Here is a 21,892-nt window from a genome sequence, read left to right on the forward strand (position 1 = left end):
CCGCCGGACGATTCTCCCTCGCGCGTGTCAGAAGGCCACCCTAACGGCTCATCTCGGCGCGTAGCCGGGCAAGGGCCTTGGACAACAGCCGGGAGACGTGCATCTGGGAGATGCCCATCAGCCCGGCGATCTCGCTTTGGGTCTTGTTTCCGAAGAAGCGCAGCAGGAGGATCTTGAGCTCTCGGGCGGGCAGGCTCTCCAGCGCGGCGGCGAGCGCCTCGCGGTCGACGACGTTCTCCAGGTTCAGGTCGATCTCGCCCTGGACGTCGGCGAGGGTCACCGGCTCCTCGTTCTCGCCGACCGGAACGTCCAGCGACATCGCGCTGTAGGCCGATGCCGCGATGATGACCTCGCCGGCCTCCTCCTCATCGAGTTCCAGCGCCTTGCCGATCTCGGCGGTGGTCGGAGCGCGGCCGGTGCGCTGGGCGAAGTCGGCGGTGAACCGGTTGAGTTCGGAGCGCTTCTCCTGGAGTCTGCGCGGCACGTGCACCGCCCAGGTGCGGTCGCGGAAGTGCCGCTTGATCTCGCCGAGCACCATCGGCGTGGCATAGGCCAGGAAGGGACGCCCGACGGAGGGGTCGAACCCCTGGATGGCTTTGACCAGGCCCAGCATGCCCGCCTGGACGATGTCCTCCAGCGGTTCCCCACGGTTGCGGTACCGGCGGGCCTGCTGCATGACGAAGGAGCTGTAGTGCTCCACGATGCGGCGCTGGAGGTCCTCCCGGTCAGGGTGGTCGTGCGGGAGGGCCGCGAAGGCCGCCAGCAGCTCGTCGGTCTCGGCTCTCCGCTGTTCGAGAACGGAGATCTCACGGTGGTCATCCACCACGGGTCGGGTGGAGACGGCTCCGGGAATCGACACGATGTCCCCTTTCTCATCTGACGAACGCAGGTTCAAGGCCACCCTGTCGGACCCACCCCAGCGATCCCCGGAGATTTCCCCTCCAAACCGCGTCCCGTCCCACGGCCCCCTCACCACGGCGTGACCCTCGTCTCCCTCCAGCGGCGGGACCAGGGGGAACACCGAGGGCGCGGGCGCCCGCGCCCACCCAGGGGAACCGGTCCGGGGGACGGGACCGTCTCATCCTGCCGGGCCGCTCATCCTTCCCGGCCTCCTTGCGTTTCCTGCCGCTCGCGGTCCCCCGCCCGTGGCGCGGGGGCCCCGCGCCCCGCGTGCCGGGGAGCGCGGCGTCCACCGGCCGTCGCCCCGCCCGACTGCGCCGTCTCCTCGCCCCGCGCCGTCTCGGCACCGGCCGGCGCGTCACCGCGCCAGGGCCATCCGGTCGTCACCCCGTAGACGACGAGCACGTCGAGGGCGATCACCACCACCGACCACAACGGGAACGCGGCCAGGAAGGCGAACTGCGCGACGATGTTCAACACCGCCACCACCGCGCAGTACCCGCGCGCCCAGTCCAGCCCCTTCAACAGCGCGTAGGCCCCCACGACGAGCAAGGGACCCCACAGGGTCAAGACGATGCCCCAGAAGACGTACCCGGCGAAGGCGAGCCCTTCTGCGGGGACGGCGTAGTAGTCGGCCGAGAACAGGGCCGTCAGGCCCTGGAGGAAGTTGGCCACCCCCACCGCGAACAGCATCAGCGCCGTGAAGGCGCCCCGGCCGTTGAGGTCGTCCCACGTCATCGCCGTCCCCCGTTCCTGCCACGGTCATCCGGCACCGTCCGGGACCTTGCGGGTGCCGGACACCGGGGAAGGGGCGATGCCGGCCGTGCCGTCCCGGCCGGTCGCCCTCCGAAGGGCCGTCGCGTCCCTCCCCGGCCGCGAGGCCGTTACGCCGGCCCCGCGCGCCTGTCGAACGCATACCCGTCCCCCCTCCCCCGGGGAAACCTCCAGGAGGGCGGAGCATACGCAGAAGAGACCGCCGACAGGCCGCGCGTTGACCCGCGGGACGCACTTGACCACCGGAACTTTGCCGGGGACGGGTGCGGTCTTGCCCGGCCCCGGACACGGATCAGGGCGTGAGGACCAGCCGGATGGGGTTGCCCTCCTTGCGCAGCAGCCGCTCCACCGCCCGGTCCGCCTCCGCCAGCGGCAGGACCTCGCTGACCGACCGGGAGAACTCCAACCGGTGCCGGCGGGTCAGCTCCACCAACTGGGTCAGGTGCTCCTCGGAGGAGCCGTAGTGCCCCCGGATCTGCTGCTGGAAGTAGCTGAAGGTGGTCCCGTTGCGGATCTCCAGCGGCCTGTCGGTCAGGCCCACGAGGACGAGCCGACCCCCGGGCCCGAGACAGGCCACCGCCTGCTCGCGCACCGCGGCCACCCCGGCGAAGTCGAAGGCGACGGCCAGTCCGGCCCCGCCGGTCTCGGCACGCACCCGCTGGGACAGTGACGGGTCGGCGGGATCCAGGGCGATATCGGCTCCGAACTGGAGGGCGCGCTCCCGCGCCTCGGGCAGCGGATCGATCGCGACGATCGGGGCCGCGCCGACCAGGCGGAGCAGCTGCACGGCGTGCGCCCCCAGCCCGCCCACGCCCCACACGCCGACCGGCTGGGCCGCCCGGACGTCACCGGTCGCGGTCACCGCGGCCCAGGGCGTGGAGACCGCGTCGGGGATGATCGCGGCCTGCTCGAAGGGCAGATCGTCGGGGATGGGCACCAGGGTCGACGCGGTGGCCAGGGCGTACTCGGCCCATCCGCCGTCATAGTCCACACCACGGGTCCAGACCGCTCCCCGGCGCTCCTCCCCCGCCTGTAGGAGGACCCTGTGGCCCGGTTCCCAGCCGGTCACCTCCGGCCCGAGCTCGTCGACCACGCCGGAGACCTCGTGGCCGAGGGTGACCGTGTCGCCCGGCAGCAGCCGGGGCGTCAGGGTGCCGTCGATGAGGTGCACGTCCGACAGGCACACGCCCGCGGCCTTGACCTTGATGCGGACCTGTCCCGGCCCGGGTCGGGGCACGGGAACCTCCTCCAGGGAGAACGTGCGGGTCTTGACGTTGAGCCGTCCGGCGAGCACGGCGATCACCTGTCTTCCGGTCGTGTCGACTGCGGGGTGGTGGACGGCCACCGCGCACGGCGGTGGCGCGGCCGTCCACCCCACCTACTCTCTCCCCACGCGAACAGCGCCCGCCCCCAGGGCCGCTACACGAACATGTAGCGTTGCGGGAGAGATCACCCGCCACCACGAGACCGTCGGAGGGGGCGGAGGACATGCGCGACGAGGACGCCGGGGCCGGTGCCTTCCCGCCCTGGGACGCGATCGACGTCTCCACGACGGACGGTGAGGCCCTACTGTGGCGCAACCGCGCGGCGTTGCTGTTCGACACCCTGCCGGTGCCCGTCGCGGTGTGCTCCGCCGATGGCGTGGTCCTGCTGGCGAACCTGGCGATGGCCGCGGAATGGGGGACCCTTCCAGGACGGCTGAGCGGGCGCAACGCCCTGGATCTGTTCCGGCCCCGCGACAGCGCGCGGATGCGTCCCCTGCTGGACGCGCTCCGGCTGCGGCACAGGGCGCGCTTCTCGATCGACGTGGGCTGGCGCGTGGCCAACGGCAGCGGACGTCACGGCGAACTGACCGTGGACGTCGTCAGTCAGGTCCCGGGGGCCCGGCCCGTCCTGCTGCTGACCCTGCGCGCGGTCTCCGCCTCGGCCGACACCGGCGTGGACGACAGGGCCGGCGGGGTGTCCCGGGTCGAGGCGCGGATCCTGGCCGGGGCGGCCCGGGGCGAGACGACCGCGCGGATCGCCGAGGACGTCGGCATGACCGTCGACGGGGTCAACTACCACCTGCGCCGGTTGTCGCGGTTGTGGAACGTGCGCACGCGGACGGCGCTGGTGGCCCGCGCCTATGTGCTGGGGGTCCTCGCCCCGGATGCCTGGCCACCGGTCCCCGTTCAGGAGGCCGGTGACCGCGCGTAGCGTCCGGGCGGGGGATCCGGCGCCCCGCGGCGCCGGCGATGGGGGGCGAAATGCCGGATCAGCGCAGTTCGCGCTTGAGGATCTTGCCCGTGGCGTTCATCGGAAGCTCGTCGCGGAACTCCACGATGCGCGGGTACTTGTAGGCGGCCATCCGCTCCTTGCTCCAGGCGATCAGCTCCTCCTCGGTGAGGGAGGCACCGGGCGTGCGGATCACGTAGGCCTTGATCTCCTCGCCGTGGGAGTCGTGGGGGACGCCCACCACCGCCGCGAGCGAGACCTCCTCGTGCGTCAACAGGACCTCCTCGATCTCGCGGGGGTAGACGTTGAACCCGCCGCGGATGATCATGTCCTTGGCCCGGTCGACGATGGTGTAGTAGCCGTCCTCGTCCCGTGTGGCGATGTCACCGGTACGGAGCCAGCCGTCCCTCATCACCTGGGCCGTGGCCTCCGGACGGTTGTAGTAGCCCTTCATCACGTTGTGGCCGCGGATCGCGATCTCGCCCGGCCCCTCGCCCTCGATCGTGTTCCACTCCGCGTCGACCAGCCGCATCTCCACCCCCCAGATGGGGAAGCCGATCGTGCCGGGCTTGGTCGGCCGGTGCATCTGGTTGAAGCTCGCCGTCGGCGAGGTCTCCGACAGTCCGTAGCCCTCCAGGACCTGCACGCCGAAGGTCCGGTTGAAGTCCTTGAGGACCTCGACCGGCAGCGCGGAACCACCGGAGACCGCCGATCTCAGCGTCTGGGGCACTTCGGCGTCGCCGGCGTGGACCGCGGAGAGCATGGCCCAGTACATGGTCGGCACGCCCGCGAAGGTGGTCACCTTCTCCCGGCGCATCAGCTCCAGCGCGCCGACCGGCTCGAACCTCGGCATCAGCACCAGGGTGCCGGCCCGAAGCATGCTCACGTTCATGACCGAGCTCTGCCCGAAGGAGTGGAACAGCGGCAGGACCGCCAGGGCGACGTCACCGCCCTCCTCTCTCGGGATCATCCCGTCGGAGACCATGGCGTTCATCAGCATGTTCAGGTGGCTCAGCTCGGCCCCTTTGGGCCGGCCGGTGGTCCCGCTGGTGTAGAGGATGACCGCGGTGTCCTCGGCCGAGGTCCGAACGGTGTCGAAGCCGGTCTCCATGCCCTGGAGCGCCGCCCACAGGGTCTCGGCCCCGTCGACGGAGGAGGTCGTGGCCAGCGCCGTGGCCGGCAGCACGAAGAAGTGTTCGGCCTTCGTGGCCTGCGCGAAGCCCTCGAACCCGCGCTGACCGAGGGGAAGCTCGGGGGTGCCCTCGAAGCAGAAGAAGGCCTTGGCGTCGGAGTCGTCCAGGTGGTAGGCGATCTCCGCCGGCTGGAGCAGCACGTTGAGGGGCACCACCACCGCCCCGGCCTTGAGGATCCCGTAGTAGACGAAGGGGAAGTAGGGGAGGTTGGGGCAGGCGAGGGCGACCTTGTCCCCCGGTCCGATCCCGCGCGCGACGAGCAGGTTGGCCACCTGGGCCGCGATGGCGTCCACCAGGGAGTAGGGGAGGCGTTGGTCGCCGAAGACGAGCGCGGTGCGATCCGGGTACTGGCGGGCGCTGTCCTCCAGAACGGTCGCCAGGTTCACCATGGGCGTGTCCTCCTCCGAACGGGCCTCCTGTGTTGTGCGTCATACTCACAGATCCTGAAACCGACCGGTAGGTATGCGAGATCACGAAACGGTGGACATGGCAGCAAAATCAGTCAAATAGGCACGGAGTGTGCGACCTGGCGTCGCCCGGATCCAGCAGTGTGCGCATCGGTGTGCCGGGTAGCGATGGCCACGGGGACACCGAACGGGGGAACATGCGGGTACTACGCCTGTGCTCGGTCTTTGAGACACCACCGGAGGCGCTGTCGGGACGGGGACGCGCGTTCGACCCCGTCGGGGGCATGCAGAACCACGCCGCCCGGCTCAGCGAGGAACTCGACAGGCACGGAGTCGTCCAGACGATCGTCACGACCCGCCCTCCCGGCACACCCGCGCGTCAGCGCTTCGGCCGGCACGGCCGGGTGATACGCCTGGGGCTGCCCCTGCCGTGGGCGCGACAGGGGTACGCGCTTCCGGCCGCCGCCCTCCTGCCCCGACTAGCGGAGAACGCCGATCTGGTCCACGTCCATCTGGGAGAGGACATCGCCGCGGCCCCGCTCGCCCTGCTGACGGCCCGCGCGCGGCGGCTCCCCCTCGTCATGACCGTGCACTGCAGCGTCCGGCACACCGTGAGCGTCCACGGCCCCCGTTCGGCCCTCCTCAAGGTCCTGGGCGGCCGGGCCGAGGCCGCGGCGGCGAGCAAGGCCGCCGCCGTCATCGTCCTCACCGAACGCGGCGCGCGCCTGACCCGCGTCCACGGCACCGATCCCGCCAGAATCCACGTCATCCCGTCGGGGGTGGCCGAGGACGAGTTCGCCGACGCGGCCGGCTGCCCCGACGGGCTGGAGGAGCCGCCCGGCTCCTACGTCCTGTACCTGGGCCGCCTCCACCACGAGAAGGGCGTGCACACGCTGATACGCGCCTTCTCCCTGCTCGGTGACCGCGACACCCGTCTCGTCGTGGCCGGCGACGGCCCCGCCCGCGCGGAGCTGCGTTCCCTCTCCGCTCGGCTGGGGCTCTCCTCCCGGGTGCGCTTCCTCGGTTTCGTGCCGCACGCGCGGGTGCCGGCCCTCCTCTCCGGCGCCGCCCTGCTCGCACTCCCCTCGCGCTACGAGGAGCTGGGCACGGCCGCGGTCGAGGCGATGCGCGTCGGCGTGCCGGTGGTGGCGACCGACACCGGCGGTCTGCCGGAGGTCGTCGAGAACGGGGTCACCGGTCTGTTGGTGCCGGTGGACGCCGAGCGCGCCCTGGCCGACGCCCTGGCCCGCCTGCTCGACGACGCCCCCGCGCGGATCCGCATGGGGCGGGCCGCTCGCCGCCGCGCGGCGGGGTACCGCTGGGACCGACTGGCCCCGCGTGTCCTGTCGGTCTACGACTCCGTGCTCTCTCCCGCGCCCGCCACCTGACCCCGTGGAACCGCCGGGGGCACCCGCCCCTCTTCCGCCGGTGGGCAGGGATCGTGCCGACGGTTCCCTGGCGGTCATGGGAGCGAAGCGGAAAAGGAACCGCCAGCCTCGCCATCAACGAGGCGGCACCACCGCGTTGGCCGGTGGTGCCGCCTTGTTACGGCCCGAGGCGTTGCGGCCATTGCGCCACCGCTTGCCGGTCCAGGTGGTGATGCCGCCGATGCGGCACGCCTCGGCGTAGGAGACTTCCTGGTCCAGGAGGCGCAAGTATGCCTCCCGCTCGCGGGCCGGCCTCCTCGGGCCGTGGGGCTCCCGGCGGTCCCGGACCTCGAAGTCGCCCATCCCACCCCTTCACGTGGGGTGCTGCAACGACCACGAGAACCCGGGGCCGGCCGGGGCCCGCTTCCCGTCCGGACGGGCCGGAGCGATCCCGTCAGCTCGAACCGAGTCCCTGTCCACGGGTCAGCTCGCCCAGGAGTTCGTGGCAGCGCTGCGCGCGCCAGGCGTCCTGCTTGGCGACCTCCTCGAAGAACTCCTGGACGTCGGCGTGCCCTTCGGCGTCGCGGCGGAACCGGTCGTTGTTCTCCGCTCCCTGGAGCGCGTGGTACTGGACGCTGACCAGGTCGAAGACGATGTCGTCGGCCGGGGTGTGCTGCGTGGCCACGATGGACCTCCTCTGTCGTCGGCCTACCGCCCGGGGCGTCCGTTCGTGTGGCGCCCGGGCCTGTCGACGATTCCGCTGCCCCGAACGGCTCCGGCGACACGGGCCGGCGGAAAACCCCTCCACGCCCGCCCGGCCTAGGACCCCAGGGGTGCGACGCCCGGTGTCCGCCCGGTTACCGGACGCCGCACACGACTCCGCTCCCCCGCACATCGGCTTCTACACCCCCGCGCCGACGGACCGACGTCCCCGCCCCTCCCATGACATGTCGAGTCAGCCTAGGCTAACCTAACCATCGGTCCACAGGGGTGGACGTGGCCTGCCGGTTCACCTGCACGGCTGCCACGCCCTCCCGGGCCCGCACCGGTCGGCTCCTCCCCACGGACCCGACCTCCCCGAAATCCCCATTCCGGCCCCCTACGCGGACCGACCGGCGGGCCCCCACCGAAGACATCAGGAGAGCACGACGTTGAGCAGAACGACACCGACCGCGCGCCCCCTCCGTGCACGGCGCCGGCCCCTCGGCACGACCGGTCCGGTCCTCCCCCCGATCTCCCGGCGCAGCGCGCTCTTCGGGCTGGGCGGCATCACGGTCCTCGGCATGGTCGGGTGCGCCCCCGAGGACGGAGGCGGAAGCGGGGAGGGCGGCTCCACCCGCAGCATCGAGCACAAGTACGGGACGACCGAGATCTCCGGCGTCCCCTCGCGCGTGGTCACCGTCGGGCTGACCGAACAGGACTACCTGCTCGCCCTCGGTGTCGCCCCCGTGGGCGTGCGCGAGTGGTTCGGCGGTCACGACGGCGCGCTGTGGCCCTGGGCCGCCGACGCCCTCGGCGACGCCGAGCTCCCCGAGGTGCTGCCCGTGGAGTCGCTGAACTTCGAGCAGATCGGCTCCTTGGCCCCCGACCTCATCGTCGGCATCAACTCGGGTCTCACCGAGGACGAGTACTCGACCCTGAGCGGGATCGCGCCCACCATCGCCCAGCCGGCCGACAAGGCCGACTACGGCGCGACCTGGCAGGAGATCGCCCGCACCATCGGCGTCGCCCTGGACCGCGTCGACGACGCCGAGGCCCTTGTCCAAGACATCGAGCAGCAGTTCGAGGACGTGCGCGCCGAGCACCCCGAGTTCGCCGAGTCCACCGCCCTGCTGGCCACCTCCATCGGCGGCGAGGCCTGGGCCTACGCCGAGGGGCCGGCCCCGGGCTTCCTCACCCAGCTCGGGTTCAAGCTGCCCGAGGAGGCCGCCGCGCTGTTCACCGACGAGAACCGCGAGCCCAAGCAGGTCAGCCTGGAGCAGCTGGAGGTGCTCGAGGCCGACGTCCTGCTGGTGGGCGTGTACGGCGACGAGGAGAACAGCGTCACCAACCAGGCGGTGTTCCAGCGCCTCGACGTCGCCCGCGAGGGCCGCTACCTGACGATGCCGGAGATGAGCCGGATCAACGGCGCGCTGTCGTTCGGGTCCGTGCTGAGCCTGCCCTACGCGCTACAGGAGTTGACGCCGCGCCTGGCCGCCCTGGCCGACGGCGACGACGCCACCGAGGCGGAGCCCATCCCGGCCGAGTAAGGCGGGTCCGCCGCCGGGCGGCCCCGGCGGCGCTTCGCCGGGGCCGCCTCAGCGCGTCCAGCCTCCCGCAGGGTGCGCGCACCCGAGACAGCGAGGCCGCGCCGCCGAGGAGGTTCCGCCCCGGGAGGGGCCTCGGTGGTCTCCCCGAGGGTGGGGCCCGGGGCCCGTTGCCGTCCCGCTCGCCGGGGCGCCCTCTACGGACAACCCCGCACCTCGGGATCCCGTGGCGGAGGGCCGAGAACACCATCGGGCCGCCGCGTCACGGCCATGGTGGAGGATACGGTCCATCCCCGAACGAGAGAGCGAGGAACCCCCGTGTCCCTTCCCCCCGACCCCCGACGGCAACGGCCGGCCTCCCCGTGGCTCCCCCCGTCCACGGCCGTCCCGCCGACCTCTCCCGCCCACCCGCCCTTCCCCTCAGGCCCGTGGCCGACCGGCCCCGTCCCCGCCGCGCCCGGGGCGCGGCTGGCGGCGTGGCTGATCGACACCCTCGTCTGTTCCGGCCTCCTGTTCCTCGCCTACTTCGCGGTGATGCTGACCGGACTGGGGCTGACCCTGGGACTGGGCGTGATCCCCGACAACCAGGTCACGCTCAACCTCTTCCTGGGCGGTGCCGGACTCACCGGCCTGGCCGCCGTCTTCCTCTACCACTGGCTCCCCACCGCCCGCCACGGCCGGACGCTGGGCAAACTCGCCTGCGGGATCAGGGTCGTGGCCGCGACGGGGCGACCGCCCGGAAAGGGGGCCGCGGCGCTGCGCGCCGTCCTCCTCGGTCTGCTCGGCCTTCCCTGCGGGCTGGGCCACCTCGTCAACGGCATCGCGCTGCTCCGCGACGAGCCGACGCACCGGGGGCTGCACGACCGCGCCTGCGGGACACGGGTCGTCAGGAACTGACGGCCCGGCACAGGGGCCGGTCCCCCGGACGGGGCGGGCGGGAGGCGGCGCCCGGCCAGGGCGGGAAAGGGTGGAGGCGTGTCCGCGGTGGCACGGCCCCACCTGTCCCTGTCCCCGCCGAGCCGCGCCCACGGTGTCACCAGCCGGGAGGGGCCGTCCACCGGATCCGGTCCGCCGCGCCGTCCCGGTCCCGCCTCGCAGCTCCCGGCGGGGTCCCCCGCCTCCGCCGGCCTTTCCGGGTCCGGGCGGCCTCGCCCCTGGCGAGGAACGTCCCCGGCCTGCCCCTCCGTTCCCACCGCCTGGGAAAGGATCTATCCGCCGATTAATTTCGTCCGGAAAATGCGAATATCTCCGCTTTGGAGATACCTGAGTATCGTTGGGGCCATGAGCCTTCCCTCCAGCGCCTCCGGGAACCTCCTGGCGGTCAGCGACCTCCACGTCTTCTACCGGGAGAACCGCAAGGTCCTGGAGGAACTCCTCCCCTGGACCCCGAAGGACTGGCTGATCGTCGCCGGCGACGTGGGCGAGCTCAGCACCGACATCGAGTGGGCGCTCGCGACACTCGCCGAACGTTTCGCCCGGGTCATCTGGGTCCCCGGCAATCACGAGTTGTGGACCCCGCGCGACGACCCGCTCCAACTGCGCGGCGTCCAGCGCTATAACCACCTGGTGAGGCTGTGCCGCGGCCTCGGGATCACCACCCCCGAAGACCCGTTCCCCGTCTGGGCGGGCGCGGGGGGACCGGTGGTCGTGGCCCCGCTCTTCCTGCTGTACGACTACAGCTTCCTCGCGCCGGGGACCACGACGCCCGAGGAGAGCCTGGCCCGGGCCTATGAGACCGGGGTGGTCTGCACCGACGAGATGATGCTGCACCCCGATCCGTATCCGAGTCGAGCGGCCTGGTGCAGGGCCCGTGTGGAGACGACCCGGGACCGTCTCGCCCAGGTGGACCCCGACCTGCCCACCGTCCTGGTCAACCACTGGCCGCTCACCCGCGAACCGACGCGCATCCTGCGCTACCCCGAGTTCGCGCAGTGGTGCGGCACCGAGCACAGCGCCGACTGGCACGTGCGCTTCCGCGCGAAGGCCGTCGTCTACGGGCACCTCCACATCCCCCGGACGACGGTGGAGGACGGCGTCCCCTTCCACGAGGTCTCCATCGGCTACCCGAGGGAGTGGCAGCCGCGCGGCGGCCACCGCGGGCTCCGCCGCATCCTCCCCGCCGAGGGCGCCTGAGCAGAGCCGTCCCCGGCAGGCGGCCCTCCAGCGGTGTCCCGACGCGGTCACCGACCTGGACGCGCTCTTCGACTTCTCCCTGCGCCATCACCTCGACGGTCTCGCCCTCTTCCTGGAGGGGTTGGAGGGCAGAGAGAAGGGGGCGACCCCCTAGGACCGGGGGCCGGGCGTCACGGACGTCGCCCCCGGCGACGGCGGGGCGGGCCCGGCCCTCGCCGGACCCGCCGGTGGCGGCCCGCACCGTCTCGGCGCGGCGCCACGGCCTTCACCGGTCAGTCGGCGGGGGCCACGCGGATGAGATTGCCGTCGGGGTCCGCGACGACGAAGGTACGCCCGAACGTCTCGTCGCGCGGCTCACTGACCACACGGACCCCCATGGCGGCCCACCGCCGAAACAGCGCGTCGATGGCCGCGGGTCCCTCCGACAGGGTCAGGCAGAACTCGCTGGTGCGCGGCGTGGCCGGGGACAGGTCACCGGCCTGTCCGCTCCACAGGGAGAGGGCCGCGCCGTCACCGAGATCGAAGGAGACGTAGCGGGGGGTCTCGAAGTCGGGCCCCCTCTCCAGGAGGTCGGCGTAGAAGCGCGCCGCCGCGGGGGCGTCGTTGACGTAGACGATGAACACGGCCGAGGTCGGCATCACGGTCTCCTTCACGTGGTCGTTGTGCCGGACGTGAGGACCCTGCCGGTCATACCCGACCGATCCCGTCATGTTTCTCTGAGATCTTTGGAGACGTGACCCCGGACCGCTTCTTCTCACTACTGCTGGCCCTCCAGACCCGGGAGAGCTCGACAACCTCCGACCTGGCCGCCCAGGTCGGGGTGTCCGTGCGCACGGTCCTTCGCGACCTGCGATGGCTCCAGGAGGCGGGTTTCCCCTTGCTGATCCGCCGAGGACGCCGGGGAGGGGTGACCCTGCTGCCGGGAGGCGCGCTCGACACCTCGCGGCTCACCCCCGACGAACGCGACCATCTCGTGCTGCGTGGTCTCGACGACCGGCAGCACGAGCAGCTCGGAGCCACGGCCGACGGCCGCCGCGCGCTGCGGAAGGTACGGTCGGGCGCCGTGGCGTCGGACACCGCCACGCTGCCCCTGAGCGCGGTCGTCGTCACCGACAACAGCCCCTGGTTCTCCCGGCCGCCGGAGGGAACGCCGCCGGCGGCCTTGCTGGGCGACCTGCGCCGCGCGGTACGCCTGCGGATTCGCTACCGCCGGTCGACGCAGAGCGAGGGGACCTGGCGCGTCGTCGACCCCTACGGCCTGCTGGCCAAGGCGGGAAGGTGGTACCTGGTGGCGGACCACTCGGGACGCCCGCGCCTGTACGCGCTGGAACGGCTCATCGAGTGGCAGCCGCTGCGCGTCCCTCGGCGGCCACGCCCGGGGGTGGGCCTGGCCGACGCCGCGGCGGAGCTGACCGCCGGCTGGGAGGGCGCGGCGGGGCTGCGGGTGCAGGCCGAGCTCGATCAGCGTCAGCTCGACCGTGCCAGGCGCATCCTCGGCAGCCGGTTGACCGTCCACCCCGCCACGGCCGCGGACCGGGTGAGGGTCACGGTCGCGGTCCAGGGGCTCGAGGGCCTGCACTCTCTCCTCCAGTTCGGTGACAGCCTCACCGTGACCGGGCCTCCCGAAGCCCGCGAGAGGATCCGGCTCCTGGCCGAAGGGATCGTGCGGCAGTACTCCTAGGACGGCCCGCCCCCGGCTCGGATCAGGGCCACTCCCCCGGCTCGTGGTGTCCCCAACGGTGGCGGGAGCGCCCGGACGGCCATGGCGGCATCCGGCCGCCTATCGGACCTGCGCGACCCTTGATTACGGACTGTTCTTGGGTGATGGTTCTTCGGTAACGACAGCCCCGGCGATCCCGTGGAGCCCACATGCGCCGTCCGTCCTCCCCAGCCCCATCCCCCGACTCCACCTCGCCCACGGCCGGGGAGCTCGATTCCCCGGCCTCACTGGACCGTCGTGAACTCCTGACGACGTCCGGCAAGGCCGCGCTGGCCGGCGGCACCGCCTGGGCCCTGGCCTCCTCCGGCCCGGCCGTGACGGCACGCCCCGCCGAAGCGGCGGAGGGCCCCCAGTTGACCGTCACCGAGGGGACCAACATCTCGGCGACCGCCTCCCCTGATGGCGCCTGGATCGCCTTCGACCTGTACACGTCGATCTGGCTGGCCCCCGCCACGGGAGGCACCGCCCGCCGGTTGACCGGCGATCTCCACGACGCCACCCGCCCCCACTTCTCCCCCGACTCGCGAAGCCTGGTCTTCCAGGCCTATCGCGAAGGCAACTACCACCTGTACCTGCTCGACCTGCCCGACGGACGGCCCCGCAGGCTCACCAGCGGCCCCCATGACCACCGCGAACCGCGCTTCTCCCCCGACGGCCGCACCGTCGCCCTGGTCAGCGACCGCGGTGACGGCTACGCCGTCTGGCTGCACGATCTGGCCTCGGGGCGGCTCACCCGGCTCACCTCGGACGGGTCCGACGCGGCGAGCCCCAGTTGGACCCCTGACGGCGGCGGGATCGTGCACACCGTGGACGGCGCCCGGATCCAGGTCACCCACCTCGACGCGACGACCCGGGAACTGGTCGCCGCCCAGGAGGACACCGCCGTCTTCTCCCCCGTCCTGGCCGAGGACGGGACGACCCTCGCCTACGTGCGCGCCCACGGCGACACCGCACAACTGGTGGTCGGCGGGCAGGCCGTCAGCGGCACGGAGGACGTCTTCCCCGGCGCCCTGTCCTGGCTCGGCGCGGGACGGCTCCTCTACACCGCCGACGGGCACGTGCGCATCCGTGAGACCCGTACCGGGCGTGTTTCCGACGTCGCCGTACGGGCCCGCGTCCCCTACCGCAGGCCCGCCTCCCGGGGCCCGCGCCGCTCCCCCGACGACACCGCCCGCCACGCGGTGCGGGGGATCGCCGGACCGGTGCTCTCCCCTGACGGCGCGCGGGTCGCCTTCGGTGCCCTGGGGGCGCTGTGGGTGATGCCCATCGGCGAGCGCCCCCGCGCGTTCGTCGACGACGGGTCGTTCGCCGCCGACCCCGACTGGCATCCCGACGGGAAATCGCTGGTGTACTCCAGCGACCGCGCGGGAGCCCCCGCGCTGTGGCGCCACCACCTCGACACCGGCACCGACGAACGGCTGACCCACCTCGACGGCGCGCAGATCACCCCGCGTTGGTCCCCCGACGGACGGCACATCGCCTACCAGGACCACAACGGCGCCACGTGGGTGTTACGGCTCGAGGACGGCTCGGCCCGGCAGGTGCTTCCCGCCCTCTTCCAGCCCGGCCGTCCCACGTGGTCCCCCGACGGCGGCGTGCTGGCCCTCGCGGCGGTGCGGCCGCGATCGCGCCGGTTCCGCGAGGGGACGAGCCAGATCCTCACCGTCGACCTGCGCTCCGGGGCGACCCGCTACATCGAGCCCGCTCCCCACCGATCGCTGTCGACCCGCGGCGACGACGGACCCGTGTGGTCCCCCGACGGCTCCCGCATGGCCTTCGTCATGGAGAGCGTGCTGTGGACCGTGGCGGTGAACGGCGACGGCTCCTTCGACGGCGAACCGCGGCAGGTGACCACCGAGGCCGCGGACGCGCCGAGCTGGAGCGGCGACTCCGCGCGGCTGCTCTACCTCAACAACGGCCGCCTGCGCCAGGTCCCGGCGGCCGGCGGACGCCCCACGACGGTGGACCTGCCGCTCACCTGGAGGCGGCGCCGCCCCAAGGGGCGGACCATCCTCCAGGTCGGCGCCCTGTGGGACGGCACGGCGACGCGGCTGCGCCGCGACGTCGACATCGTGATCGAGGACGACCGCATCACGGCTGTCGAGGCGCGCGGCGACCACACCGGGGAAGGCGACACCCGGGTCATCGACGCCACGCACCTGACCGCGATGCCCGGCCTCGTCGACGCACACGTGCACTGGCACTTGCGGGGCCGCCAGTGGGGCTCGCGGCAGGGACCGCTGTGGCTGGCCTACGGTGTCACGACCGTCCGCTCGCCCGGCGATCCGGCCTATCGCATGCTGGAGACCCGCGAGGCGTTGGACGCGGGCAAGGTCCTCGGCCCCCGCCTTCTCGGCACCGGCGAGGCCATCGACGGCACCCGCGTCTACTACAACTTCATGCGCCCCACCCACGACGAGGAGCAGCTGGAGCTGGAGCTGGGGCGCGCCATCGCCCTGGACTACGACCTGGTCAAGACCTACGTCCGGTTACCGGTGTCGCTGCAAAGGAACGCGATCGCCCGGGCCCACGCCGACGACCTGCCGCTCACCTCGCACTATCTCTACCCGGCGGTGCACCTGGGCATGGACGGCATGGAGCACACCGGGGCCACCAACCGGCTGGGCTACTCCCACACCGTCAGCCGGCTGGGACGCTCCTACGCGGACGCGACGCGGCTGTTCGCGAAGTCGAGGATGCCGATCACGCCGACACTGTTCACCTCCCAGGCGTTGTACGCCGAGGATGCCTCCCTGGCCGACGACGAGCGGACCCGCGTGCTCTATCCCGACTGGGAGTACCACGCCCTGCGGGACAAGGTCGAGGCCGCCCGGGAGGACACGCCGGCCGCCCGGTTGAACCGCGAAGCCCTCAAGGGCCAGGTGGCCATGCTGCTGGAGATCCACCGCGGCGGGGGGATCATCCTCGGCGGTACAGACGCCCCGCTGGACAACGTGGCGATCAGCCTGCACCAGAACATGCGCGCGCTGGTCCACCACGGGTTCACCCCGCGCGAGGCGCTGATGGTGACGACCGGCACCGCCGCGCGCTGGCTGGGACTCGGCGATCACCTGGGGGCCGTCAAGAAGGGCCGGCTCGCCGACATCGCGCTGGTCGAGGGGGATCCCCTCAGCGACATCACGGCCGCGGCCGCGGTGCGCATGGTGGTCGCCAACGGCGAGGTGCACACCGTCGAGGAGTTGCTGGCCCCCTTCCGGGAGGCCGCGCAGCCCCTCCACGAGGGCACGGCCGCCACCTCGGTGGGCGACCCCCTGCCCTTGGTCGACGACGACCGCCACTGGTGGCATGGGGAGTCCGAGCCGGCCTCGCCCCACCGCTGTTGAGTCCGGCGGTCACGCCCCCTCCGCTTCCTCGGGCGCCTCGCGTCCCGGATCGCCCGGTCCCCGGACCACCGCCTCGCGCGTGCCCACCGAGACAGCCGCTGCCTCCCGGACCACGCGTCGGTGACCCGGGAGGCAACGGTCCCGGCCGTTTCACGCGGCGAAACGGTGTGCCACGGTGGCCCCGGTGGGGACCTGACGCGACGGGGGCGACGCGCGCCCCACCGCCATACTCCGTCCCCACGCCGCGGCGGCCCCGCCTCGTCCACGCCTCCACCCCGCTCCCATCGGGGCGGGGCGGATCCGGCTCACTGGCGGGGGTCGAAATCGATGCCCGCGGGCCGGGCCCGTTCCAGGGCCGATTCGAACACACCGTCCTTGAGGTCGAGCGTGGCGCTGCCGAAGTCGGCGGAGGTGAACCGGTCCCGGATGCCGGGGGGATATCCCTCCCAGCCGACGAGGTCCGGGTACTGCCACTGCCCGTAGTGGTTCTCCGGCGGGTCGTCGTGGGCCGCGGCGAACCGGAAGGCGTGGGTGCTCGCCCCGTCCTTGTGGTAGACGATCTTGGCGTGGGTCCCCTCCCAGCGGACCTGGGAGGCGGGTCTGGTGTGGTAGTCGCCGTGGGCCGACGCCGAGACGTAGTGGGCCTGTCCGTCCCTCACCCACACCACGACGTGCTCGAGGTCGTGCCGGTGGCCACAGCAGCCGGGCAGGGTCTGGTCCTTCTCGAAGTAGAGGGCGTACATGTAGGCGCACCAGCCGCTGTCGTCGCACCTGGAACGCGAGTAGGAGTTGGTGTTGTCGAGATCGGACTGGTCGCGGCAGTTCCCGTTGAGGGCCCCCGAGGTGTTGAGACCCCCATTGAGGGTCCCGTCGGGACCGATGGCCGGGGTCGGGTAACAGCCGTCGGTGTCGTAATCGAAGGCCGGTTGCCACTTCCGGTCGGCCTCGGGCGCGTTGGCGGGAAGTGCCGGGGGTGGTGCGGCGAAAGCGGGAGACGCCGGAACCAGGACGAGCAGGGCGGCGACGACGAGAGAACGCGCGAAAAGGAAACGGCCGCGACGCCCTCCCCCCTTTCCACCTCGGCCTTTTCCGGAAATCGACACGTGCGCGTTTCCGCGCTCGGAATCGGGCATGGGGGAACCCTTCGATTCGTGACGTTGGCGGTCGCACCGCCACCCCCGCTCCTGCGGACGGGGCGGCCCCGCCCTCGTCACACGGGGTGGCGGGGTCTGGCATTCATGGCGCGCGGCGAGAAGGGAGGGGGTGACCCGTTCCGCCTCTTCGACCTCCACGCGAGGACGGTCGCCGATTTTCCGGTACGGTCGAGCAGACTAATGACCCGACGCGGTCGTTTCAAGACCGATTTTCTTCGATCAGACCCGCCAGGGCATTTCGTTGAACTCCCCGTTATCCCGCTGAAATGGCTCCGGAAACAGCGCGTGTCGAATTCGCGCTTTCCGTCGCCCGCCGCTTCGGCCGCGGATTGCCCGACCTTCCGGGAACGACCGGGGAACAGGACCCGCCTTCCGCGGCCGTAAGCGTCGCGCGGGAAGAGAGCGGGCAGACGCGGCGGCCCGGCGACGCCTCCTCTCACGACCGGACCCCGGCCAGGCCCCCGGCCGCGAGAGGGCCGCGCGCCTGGCCGGCCAGGGCGGGGAACACCCCCGGCCTCAGCGGAGAGACGGAGCATGCCGGGGAGGGAGACCACCTCTCCGACGGACGGCCGCGGGTCCACGCGGCACGGTGGACCGGATCCGGGGCGCGGGACCGGAGCCGCCCACGGAAAAGTTACCGGCAGGTTACTTACCGCGCCGGGTGGAGCACCGTCAGTATCTCCCCCAGGCGCCCTCCCCCGTTCCCCCGATCGGGCGCCCACAGAGGAGATGCGCATGTCCCTCGACGCAACATCCCCCGCCGCCTCCCGCCGTGGCCCGGCCCCGCGCCTGCTCGCCCGCGCCGTGGCCGTACTCGGTGCCGCCGCGCTCACGACCACCCTGCTGGGGGTCTCCCCGGCGCGGGCCGCCCAGGACGTCGACTACGTCGCGCTCGGCGACTCCTTCACCTCCGGGCCGGGAATCCAGCCCGTCGCCGACGCCGCCTGTCAACGCTCGGCCGTCAACTACCCGCACCTGGTCGCCGAGGACCTGGGCGTGGCCTCGTTCACCGACATGAGCTGCGGCGGCGCGGTCATCGACGACCTGCGGACCCCGCAGCACTCGGGGACGACCGCGCAGTTCGACGCGCTGACGCCTGAGACCGACCTGGTCACCGTCGGCATCGGCGGAAACGACTTCGGCTTCATCGAGGTCCTCACCACCTGCGCCGCCCTCAGCCTGAGCGATCCGCGGAACAACCCGTGCGAGGACCACTACGGAGACGAACTGCACCAGCGCGTCGAGGAGCTGCGTCCGCGGCTCGCCGAGGTCTACGCCGAGATCGGCGAGCGCAGCCCCAACGCCGAGGTGTACGTGGTCGGCTACCTGCACCTGTTCTCCGACTGGGCGTGCTGGCCCGCGGTCCCCATCGCCTACGGCGACACGCCCTACCTCAGCGGGGTGCAGACCGCGCTGAACGCGATGATCGCCGAGGAGGCCGAGCGGGCCGGCGCCACCTACGTGGACGTCTACGAGCGCGGGCACGGCATGTGCGACCTCTCCCGCAACCGCTGGGTGGAGGGGGTCTTCGCGACGAACGGGGTGGCGCCGGTGCACCCCAACGCGCGAGGCATGTCGGCCACCGCCGACCGTGTCGTCGCCGCGACCGGAGCGGTTCCCGCCGTGTGACCCCCGCTCCCCGGCGTGCGCGGGCGGGTGGCCGTGCCGACAGAACGGCCACCCGCCCCGCCGGCCGGCTCGCCCACGCCGGAGCGGCCGCGTTTCCGGCCGGATCGGATGTCTCAGGGCAGCGCCGCGAGGATCCGGCCACCGTGGAAACAGCGGAAAGCGGCGTCCAGGTCCCTACCGGGACGGCCGGACATGGGGGCGCGAGTCCGCCGGGTGGCCCCGCGCGGGTCGGCCATCGAGGCGCGGTCCGGCAGCGTGGCCGTCGCCTCGGCCACGATCAGGTCGGGCGGAGAGGGCGCGGCGACGGCGTCGATGACCGCCACCGCCGGTGTCCTCCAGGCGTCCGGCGCCGCGCCGAGAGGACGGGAGCGAGGGCTCCGGCGACATCACCGCCGGCGGCCTGGCGGACCGGACCGCCTCACGGGAGTTCCGGTCGGCCCCCTCGTCGCCACGGTCCGTGGTCTCGACACCGGGGCCGATCGCGACGTCTCTCCTCGCCCCCGGTCGAGGACGGCCGCCTCACCCCGCTCACCCCGCCCAAGGGCGAAGGACCGGCCACCACTTCCCACCGTGCCGCCCCGGCCCCCTCCGGCGGCTACCGGCCGGCCCGCACGGCCGGGATCGGCCGCAGGGGGCACCCCTTCCCGGACCGTTCGTCGGCGGTGAGATGCTGGGAGGGCTTTTCAGCGGCGGCTCCCCGGACGGCACCGGGCCGGCCTCCGGCACGGCGTCCGGTCGTCGGGCGGGAGCGCTCGCCCAACCGGCCGGGGACGACAGCGGACCAGGCGAGGACGACGGCGCGACACATGAGTGTGATGGACATCTACGAGCAGCTGCGGGCGGACATCCTGGCGGGCGCCATTCCCTTGGGGACGCCCCTGCGCGAGGTCGCCGTCGCCGAGCGCTTCGGCGTCTCGCGTACTCCCGTGCGCGAGGCGCTGCGCCGCCTCCAGCACGACCGGCTTCTGGAGGCGGGGGTTCGCGGCCTCCAGGTGCGCGCGCCGGGGCCCGAGGAGGTCGTGCAGATCTATGAGGCGCGCATCCTGCTGGAGGCCGAGGCCGCCCGGCAGGCGGCCGGCGCGCGCAGCGTGGCCGACCTCGCCCACCTTGAGGGGTTGCTCGCCCGCGACCAGGCGCTGGAGGATCCGGACGACGGCACCCGTGCCGCAACCAATCTGGAATTCCACGAGGCGGTCTGGCGGGCCACGCACAACCCCGTGCACATCGACCTGTTGCGGCGGCTGCCCGTCCACCTGGTGAGCACGCCCCGGTCCACCCTGTCGACCCCGGGACGCTGGGAGGCCGCGCTGGCCGAGCACGCCCGCCTGCTCCGGGCCATCGCCGACCGTGACGCCGAGGCCGCCACGACGATCGCCCGCGACCACATGCGCACCGCCCGCGACATCCGGGTGCGCATGCTGCGCGAGCAGGCGTCGTCCCTGCGCACCGCAAGGACGACGCCCCCTCCCGCCCGTTGACACGGCCCGCGACCGCGTTCCGCCCCTCCCCGGAAGCCGGCGTCCTGTGGCCGTCCCGGCCGGCGCTGCCCGTGGGCGACGCGGACCGGTAGCCTCGTGGCGCGGCCCGGACCACGGGAGGATCCATGACCAGACGTCGACGTCCCCGAGGCTGGAAGGCGCGGAAGGACGCCCGTACCTCTCCGCTCCGGCCACGTGCCACCCTCCGGCGCGGTGACAGGGCCACGGACCGGGCGCACGGCGTTCCTCTCAGGGACCCGGCGTGAGGTGGCGTGGGATCGGCTACGACGCGGGGGTCGCCTACACCCGCGACTTCTGTTCCCGCCCCCACTGGAGGCCCGAGGACGTCCGACGCGACCTCACCGCGATCCGTCACGAGCTGAACTGCAACGCCGTGACGATCATGTCCTCCGATCCGCGACGGCTGTTCGACGCCGGACGTATGGCGCTCGATCTGGGCCTGTTCGCCTGGTTGCAGCCCCGCAGGTTCGACTCCCCCCGCCGGCACCTCGAAGCCGGCGTGCGCGAGGCCGCCCGCGCCGCCCACCGGCTCGACCCGCGTGGCCGTTCGGCGGGGGTGAACCTCGGATGCGAGTTGACGCTATCGGCGCGGGGCCTCCTGCCGGGCGGTTCGTTCGCGGGCAGGAGCAGGCTCCTGCCCTACCTGCTGTGGAGCAGGCCCCTCTACACCAGACGGCTCGACCGGCTCCTGTCCCGGCTGGCCGCGATCGCGCGGGAGGAGTTCGCCGGCCCGCTGACCTACGGCGCGGGTGACTGGGAGACGGTCGACTGGGCGTCGCTCGACGTCATCGGCCTGGACACCTACCGCGAGGAGCACAACCGCGACGTCTACGGCGACCACATCGCCCAGCGCACGGGGCATGGCAGGCCCGTACTGGTCACCGAGTTCGGCTGCTGCGCCTATCGGGGCGCCGACCTGCGCGGCGCCGCGGGGTTCGACGTACTGGACGACCGTGGCTGCCCTCCCGTGATCCGCGGCGATCTCGTCCGGGACGAGGAGGCACAGGCCCAGTACCTGATCGACTGCCTGCACACGTTCGAGCGGGCCGGCGTCGACGGCGCGTTCGTCTTCGTCTTCAGCGAGCCGATGCTGCGGCACCTCCCCGACGACCCACGCCACGACGCCGACCTCGCCGGCTTCGGGATCGTGGCGGTCACCAGTGACGCGCGCGACCCCGATCAGGCCGAGACATGGCGTCCCAAGGCCGCCTACCACGCCCTGGCCCGCCACTACGGCCGGCTCGAGCGGGAGGGCCGCTGAGGTCCGGCCCCGGCCATCCGACGGCACCACACCACCGGACGGCCGGTCACC

Annotated in this window: 19 protein-coding genes; 10 read left to right on the plus strand and 9 right to left on the minus strand. The window is 72.7% G+C overall.

Going from position 1 to position 21,892, the window contains the following annotated elements:
• Positions 1 to 40 precede the first annotated feature (40 nt).
• The 3 genes from B5D66_RS01710 to B5D66_RS01720 form a co-directional block, all read right to left on the minus strand.
• Positions 41 to 859 (minus strand): SigB/SigF/SigG family RNA polymerase sigma factor, encoded by an 819-nt coding sequence (locus tag B5D66_RS01710; RefSeq protein ID WP_235000633.1) that lies wholly within the window; start codon positions 857 to 859, stop codon positions 41 to 43.
• Positions 860 to 1,095: 236 nt separating this feature from the next.
• Complete coding sequence (locus tag B5D66_RS01715; protein ID WP_078759765.1) at positions 1,096 to 1,638, minus strand: DUF7144 family membrane protein; 543 nt, start codon at positions 1,636 to 1,638, stop codon at positions 1,096 to 1,098.
• Positions 1,639 to 1,966: 328 nt separating this feature from the next.
• Positions 1,967 to 2,977 carry a zinc-binding dehydrogenase gene (locus tag B5D66_RS01720; protein WP_078759766.1) on the minus strand — a complete coding sequence of 337 codons (1,011 nt, stop codon included), beginning with the start codon at positions 2,975 to 2,977 and terminating at the stop codon, positions 1,967 to 1,969.
• Positions 2,978 to 3,162: 185 nt separating this feature from the next.
• On the opposite strand from B5D66_RS01720, the gene B5D66_RS01725 reads away from it, so the two are divergent.
• A complete protein-coding gene (locus B5D66_RS01725) occupies positions 3,163 to 3,870 on the plus strand; it encodes a helix-turn-helix transcriptional regulator (RefSeq protein WP_078759767.1) in 708 nt (235 codons plus the stop codon).
• Between the two features lie 58 nt (positions 3,871 to 3,928).
• On the opposite strand, the gene B5D66_RS01730 is transcribed toward B5D66_RS01725, so the two are convergent.
• Positions 3,929 to 5,470, minus strand: a complete 1,542-nt coding sequence (locus tag B5D66_RS01730; protein WP_078759768.1) for a long-chain-fatty-acid--CoA ligase — start codon at positions 5,468 to 5,470, stop codon at positions 3,929 to 3,931.
• Between the two features lie 215 nt (positions 5,471 to 5,685).
• Here B5D66_RS01730 and B5D66_RS01735 point away from each other — a divergent pair, with 215 nt between their 5' ends.
• Positions 5,686 to 6,876, plus strand: a complete 1,191-nt coding sequence (locus tag B5D66_RS01735; RefSeq protein WP_144290652.1) for a glycosyltransferase family 4 protein — start codon at positions 5,686 to 5,688, stop codon at positions 6,874 to 6,876.
• A 114-nt stretch (positions 6,877 to 6,990) separates the two neighbouring features.
• Here B5D66_RS01735 and B5D66_RS25365 read toward each other — a convergent pair whose 3' ends face one another.
• On the minus strand, positions 6,991 to 7,143 hold the full coding sequence (locus B5D66_RS25365; RefSeq protein WP_159457192.1) for a hypothetical protein: 153 nt from the start codon (positions 7,141 to 7,143) through the stop codon (positions 6,991 to 6,993).
• Positions 7,144 to 7,309: 166 nt separating this feature from the next.
• A complete protein-coding gene (locus tag B5D66_RS01745; protein ID WP_078759771.1) occupies positions 7,310 to 7,540 on the minus strand; it encodes a hypothetical protein in 231 nt (76 codons plus the stop codon).
• 466 nt (positions 7,541 to 8,006) lie between these two features.
• Here B5D66_RS01745 and B5D66_RS01750 point away from each other — a divergent pair, with 466 nt between their 5' ends.
• From B5D66_RS01750 to B5D66_RS01760, 3 genes are all read left to right on the plus strand, one after another.
• Positions 8,007 to 9,104, plus strand: coding sequence for an ABC transporter substrate-binding protein (locus tag B5D66_RS01750; RefSeq protein WP_078759772.1), 1,098 nt, complete (start codon positions 8,007 to 8,009; stop codon positions 9,102 to 9,104).
• Positions 9,105 to 9,419: 315 nt separating this feature from the next.
• Positions 9,420 to 9,998, plus strand: coding sequence for an RDD family protein (locus B5D66_RS01755; RefSeq protein WP_159457193.1), 579 nt, complete (start codon positions 9,420 to 9,422; stop codon positions 9,996 to 9,998).
• 384 nt (positions 9,999 to 10,382) lie between these two features.
• Positions 10,383 to 11,234: a metallophosphoesterase family protein gene (locus B5D66_RS01760; RefSeq protein ID WP_078759774.1), complete on the plus strand. Its 852-nt coding sequence runs from the start codon at positions 10,383 to 10,385 to the stop codon at positions 11,232 to 11,234.
• 272 nt (positions 11,235 to 11,506) lie between these two features.
• Here B5D66_RS01760 and B5D66_RS01765 read toward each other — a convergent pair whose 3' ends face one another.
• Complete coding sequence (locus B5D66_RS01765) at positions 11,507 to 11,872, minus strand: VOC family protein (protein ID WP_078760028.1); 366 nt, start codon at positions 11,870 to 11,872, stop codon at positions 11,507 to 11,509.
• A 95-nt stretch (positions 11,873 to 11,967) separates the two neighbouring features.
• Between B5D66_RS01765 and B5D66_RS01770 the strand changes: the two genes are divergently transcribed.
• Together B5D66_RS01770 and B5D66_RS01775 are read left to right on the plus strand one after the other, a co-directional pair.
• Positions 11,968 to 12,915, plus strand: coding sequence for a helix-turn-helix transcriptional regulator (locus tag B5D66_RS01770; protein ID WP_078759775.1), 948 nt, complete (start codon positions 11,968 to 11,970; stop codon positions 12,913 to 12,915).
• A gap of 188 nt (positions 12,916 to 13,103) precedes the next feature.
• Positions 13,104 to 16,298: an amidohydrolase family protein gene (locus tag B5D66_RS01775; protein WP_078759776.1), complete on the plus strand. Its 3,195-nt coding sequence runs from the start codon at positions 13,104 to 13,106 to the stop codon at positions 16,296 to 16,298.
• 305 nt (positions 16,299 to 16,603) lie between these two features.
• Here the strand turns inward: B5D66_RS01775 and B5D66_RS01780 are convergent, their stop codons facing one another.
• The gene (locus B5D66_RS01780; protein WP_078759777.1) at positions 16,604 to 17,431 is read right to left on the minus strand and encodes an NPP1 family protein; all 828 of its coding nucleotides are present in this window, start codon (positions 17,429 to 17,431) and stop codon (positions 16,604 to 16,606) included.
• Positions 17,432 to 18,187: 756 nt separating this feature from the next.
• Here B5D66_RS01780 and B5D66_RS01785 point away from each other — a divergent pair.
• Entirely contained in the window at positions 18,188 to 19,081 is an 894-nt protein-coding gene (locus B5D66_RS01785; RefSeq protein ID WP_078759778.1) for an SGNH/GDSL hydrolase family protein, read from the plus strand.
• A gap of 113 nt (positions 19,082 to 19,194) precedes the next feature.
• Here the strand turns inward: B5D66_RS01785 and B5D66_RS01790 are convergent, their stop codons facing one another.
• A complete protein-coding gene (locus B5D66_RS01790; protein WP_078759779.1) occupies positions 19,195 to 19,404 on the minus strand; it encodes a hypothetical protein in 210 nt (69 codons plus the stop codon).
• Positions 19,405 to 19,887: 483 nt separating this feature from the next.
• Between B5D66_RS01790 and B5D66_RS01795 the strand changes: the two genes are divergently transcribed.
• Entirely contained in the window at positions 19,888 to 20,559 is a 672-nt protein-coding gene (locus B5D66_RS01795; RefSeq protein WP_078759780.1) for a GntR family transcriptional regulator, read from the plus strand.
• Positions 20,560 to 20,821: 262 nt separating this feature from the next.
• The gene (locus tag B5D66_RS01800) at positions 20,822 to 21,841 is read left to right on the plus strand and encodes a hypothetical protein (protein WP_078759781.1); all 1,020 of its coding nucleotides are present in this window, start codon (positions 20,822 to 20,824) and stop codon (positions 21,839 to 21,841) included.
• Positions 21,842 to 21,892: the final 51 nt, after the last annotated feature.

The sequence above is a fragment of the Marinactinospora thermotolerans DSM 45154 genome (assembly GCF_900167435.1).
Taxonomy (GTDB): Bacteria; Actinomycetota; Actinomycetes; order Streptosporangiales; family Streptosporangiaceae; genus Marinactinospora; species Marinactinospora thermotolerans.

What these genes read in the sequence shown, in the direction of transcription:
- B5D66_RS01715 (WP_078759765.1), bottom strand. Translation starts at nt 1,638, where the DNA reads ATGACGTGGGACGACCTCAACGGCCGGGGCGCCTTCACGGCGCTGATG.
- B5D66_RS01725 (WP_078759767.1), top strand. Translation starts at nt 3,163, where the DNA reads ATGCGCGACGAGGACGCCGGGGCCGGTGCCTTCCCGCCCTGGGACGCG.
- B5D66_RS01730 (WP_078759768.1), bottom strand. Translation starts at nt 5,470, where the DNA reads ATGGTGAACCTGGCGACCGTTCTGGAGGACAGCGCCCGCCAGTACCCG.
- B5D66_RS01735 (WP_144290652.1), top strand. Translation starts at nt 5,686, where the DNA reads ATGCGGGTACTACGCCTGTGCTCGGTCTTTGAGACACCACCGGAGGCG.
- B5D66_RS01760 (WP_078759774.1), top strand. Translation starts at nt 10,383, where the DNA reads ATGAGCCTTCCCTCCAGCGCCTCCGGGAACCTCCTGGCGGTCAGCGAC.
- B5D66_RS01765 (WP_078760028.1), bottom strand. Translation starts at nt 11,872, where the DNA reads ATGCCGACCTCGGCCGTGTTCATCGTCTACGTCAACGACGCCCCCGCG.
- B5D66_RS01775 (WP_078759776.1), top strand. Translation starts at nt 13,104, where the DNA reads ATGCGCCGTCCGTCCTCCCCAGCCCCATCCCCCGACTCCACCTCGCCC.
- B5D66_RS01780 (WP_078759777.1), bottom strand. Translation starts at nt 17,431, where the DNA reads ATGCCCGATTCCGAGCGCGGAAACGCGCACGTGTCGATTTCCGGAAAA.
- B5D66_RS01785 (WP_078759778.1), top strand. Translation starts at nt 18,188, where the DNA reads ATGTCCCTCGACGCAACATCCCCCGCCGCCTCCCGCCGTGGCCCGGCC.
- B5D66_RS01795 (WP_078759780.1), top strand. Translation starts at nt 19,888, where the DNA reads ATGAGTGTGATGGACATCTACGAGCAGCTGCGGGCGGACATCCTGGCG.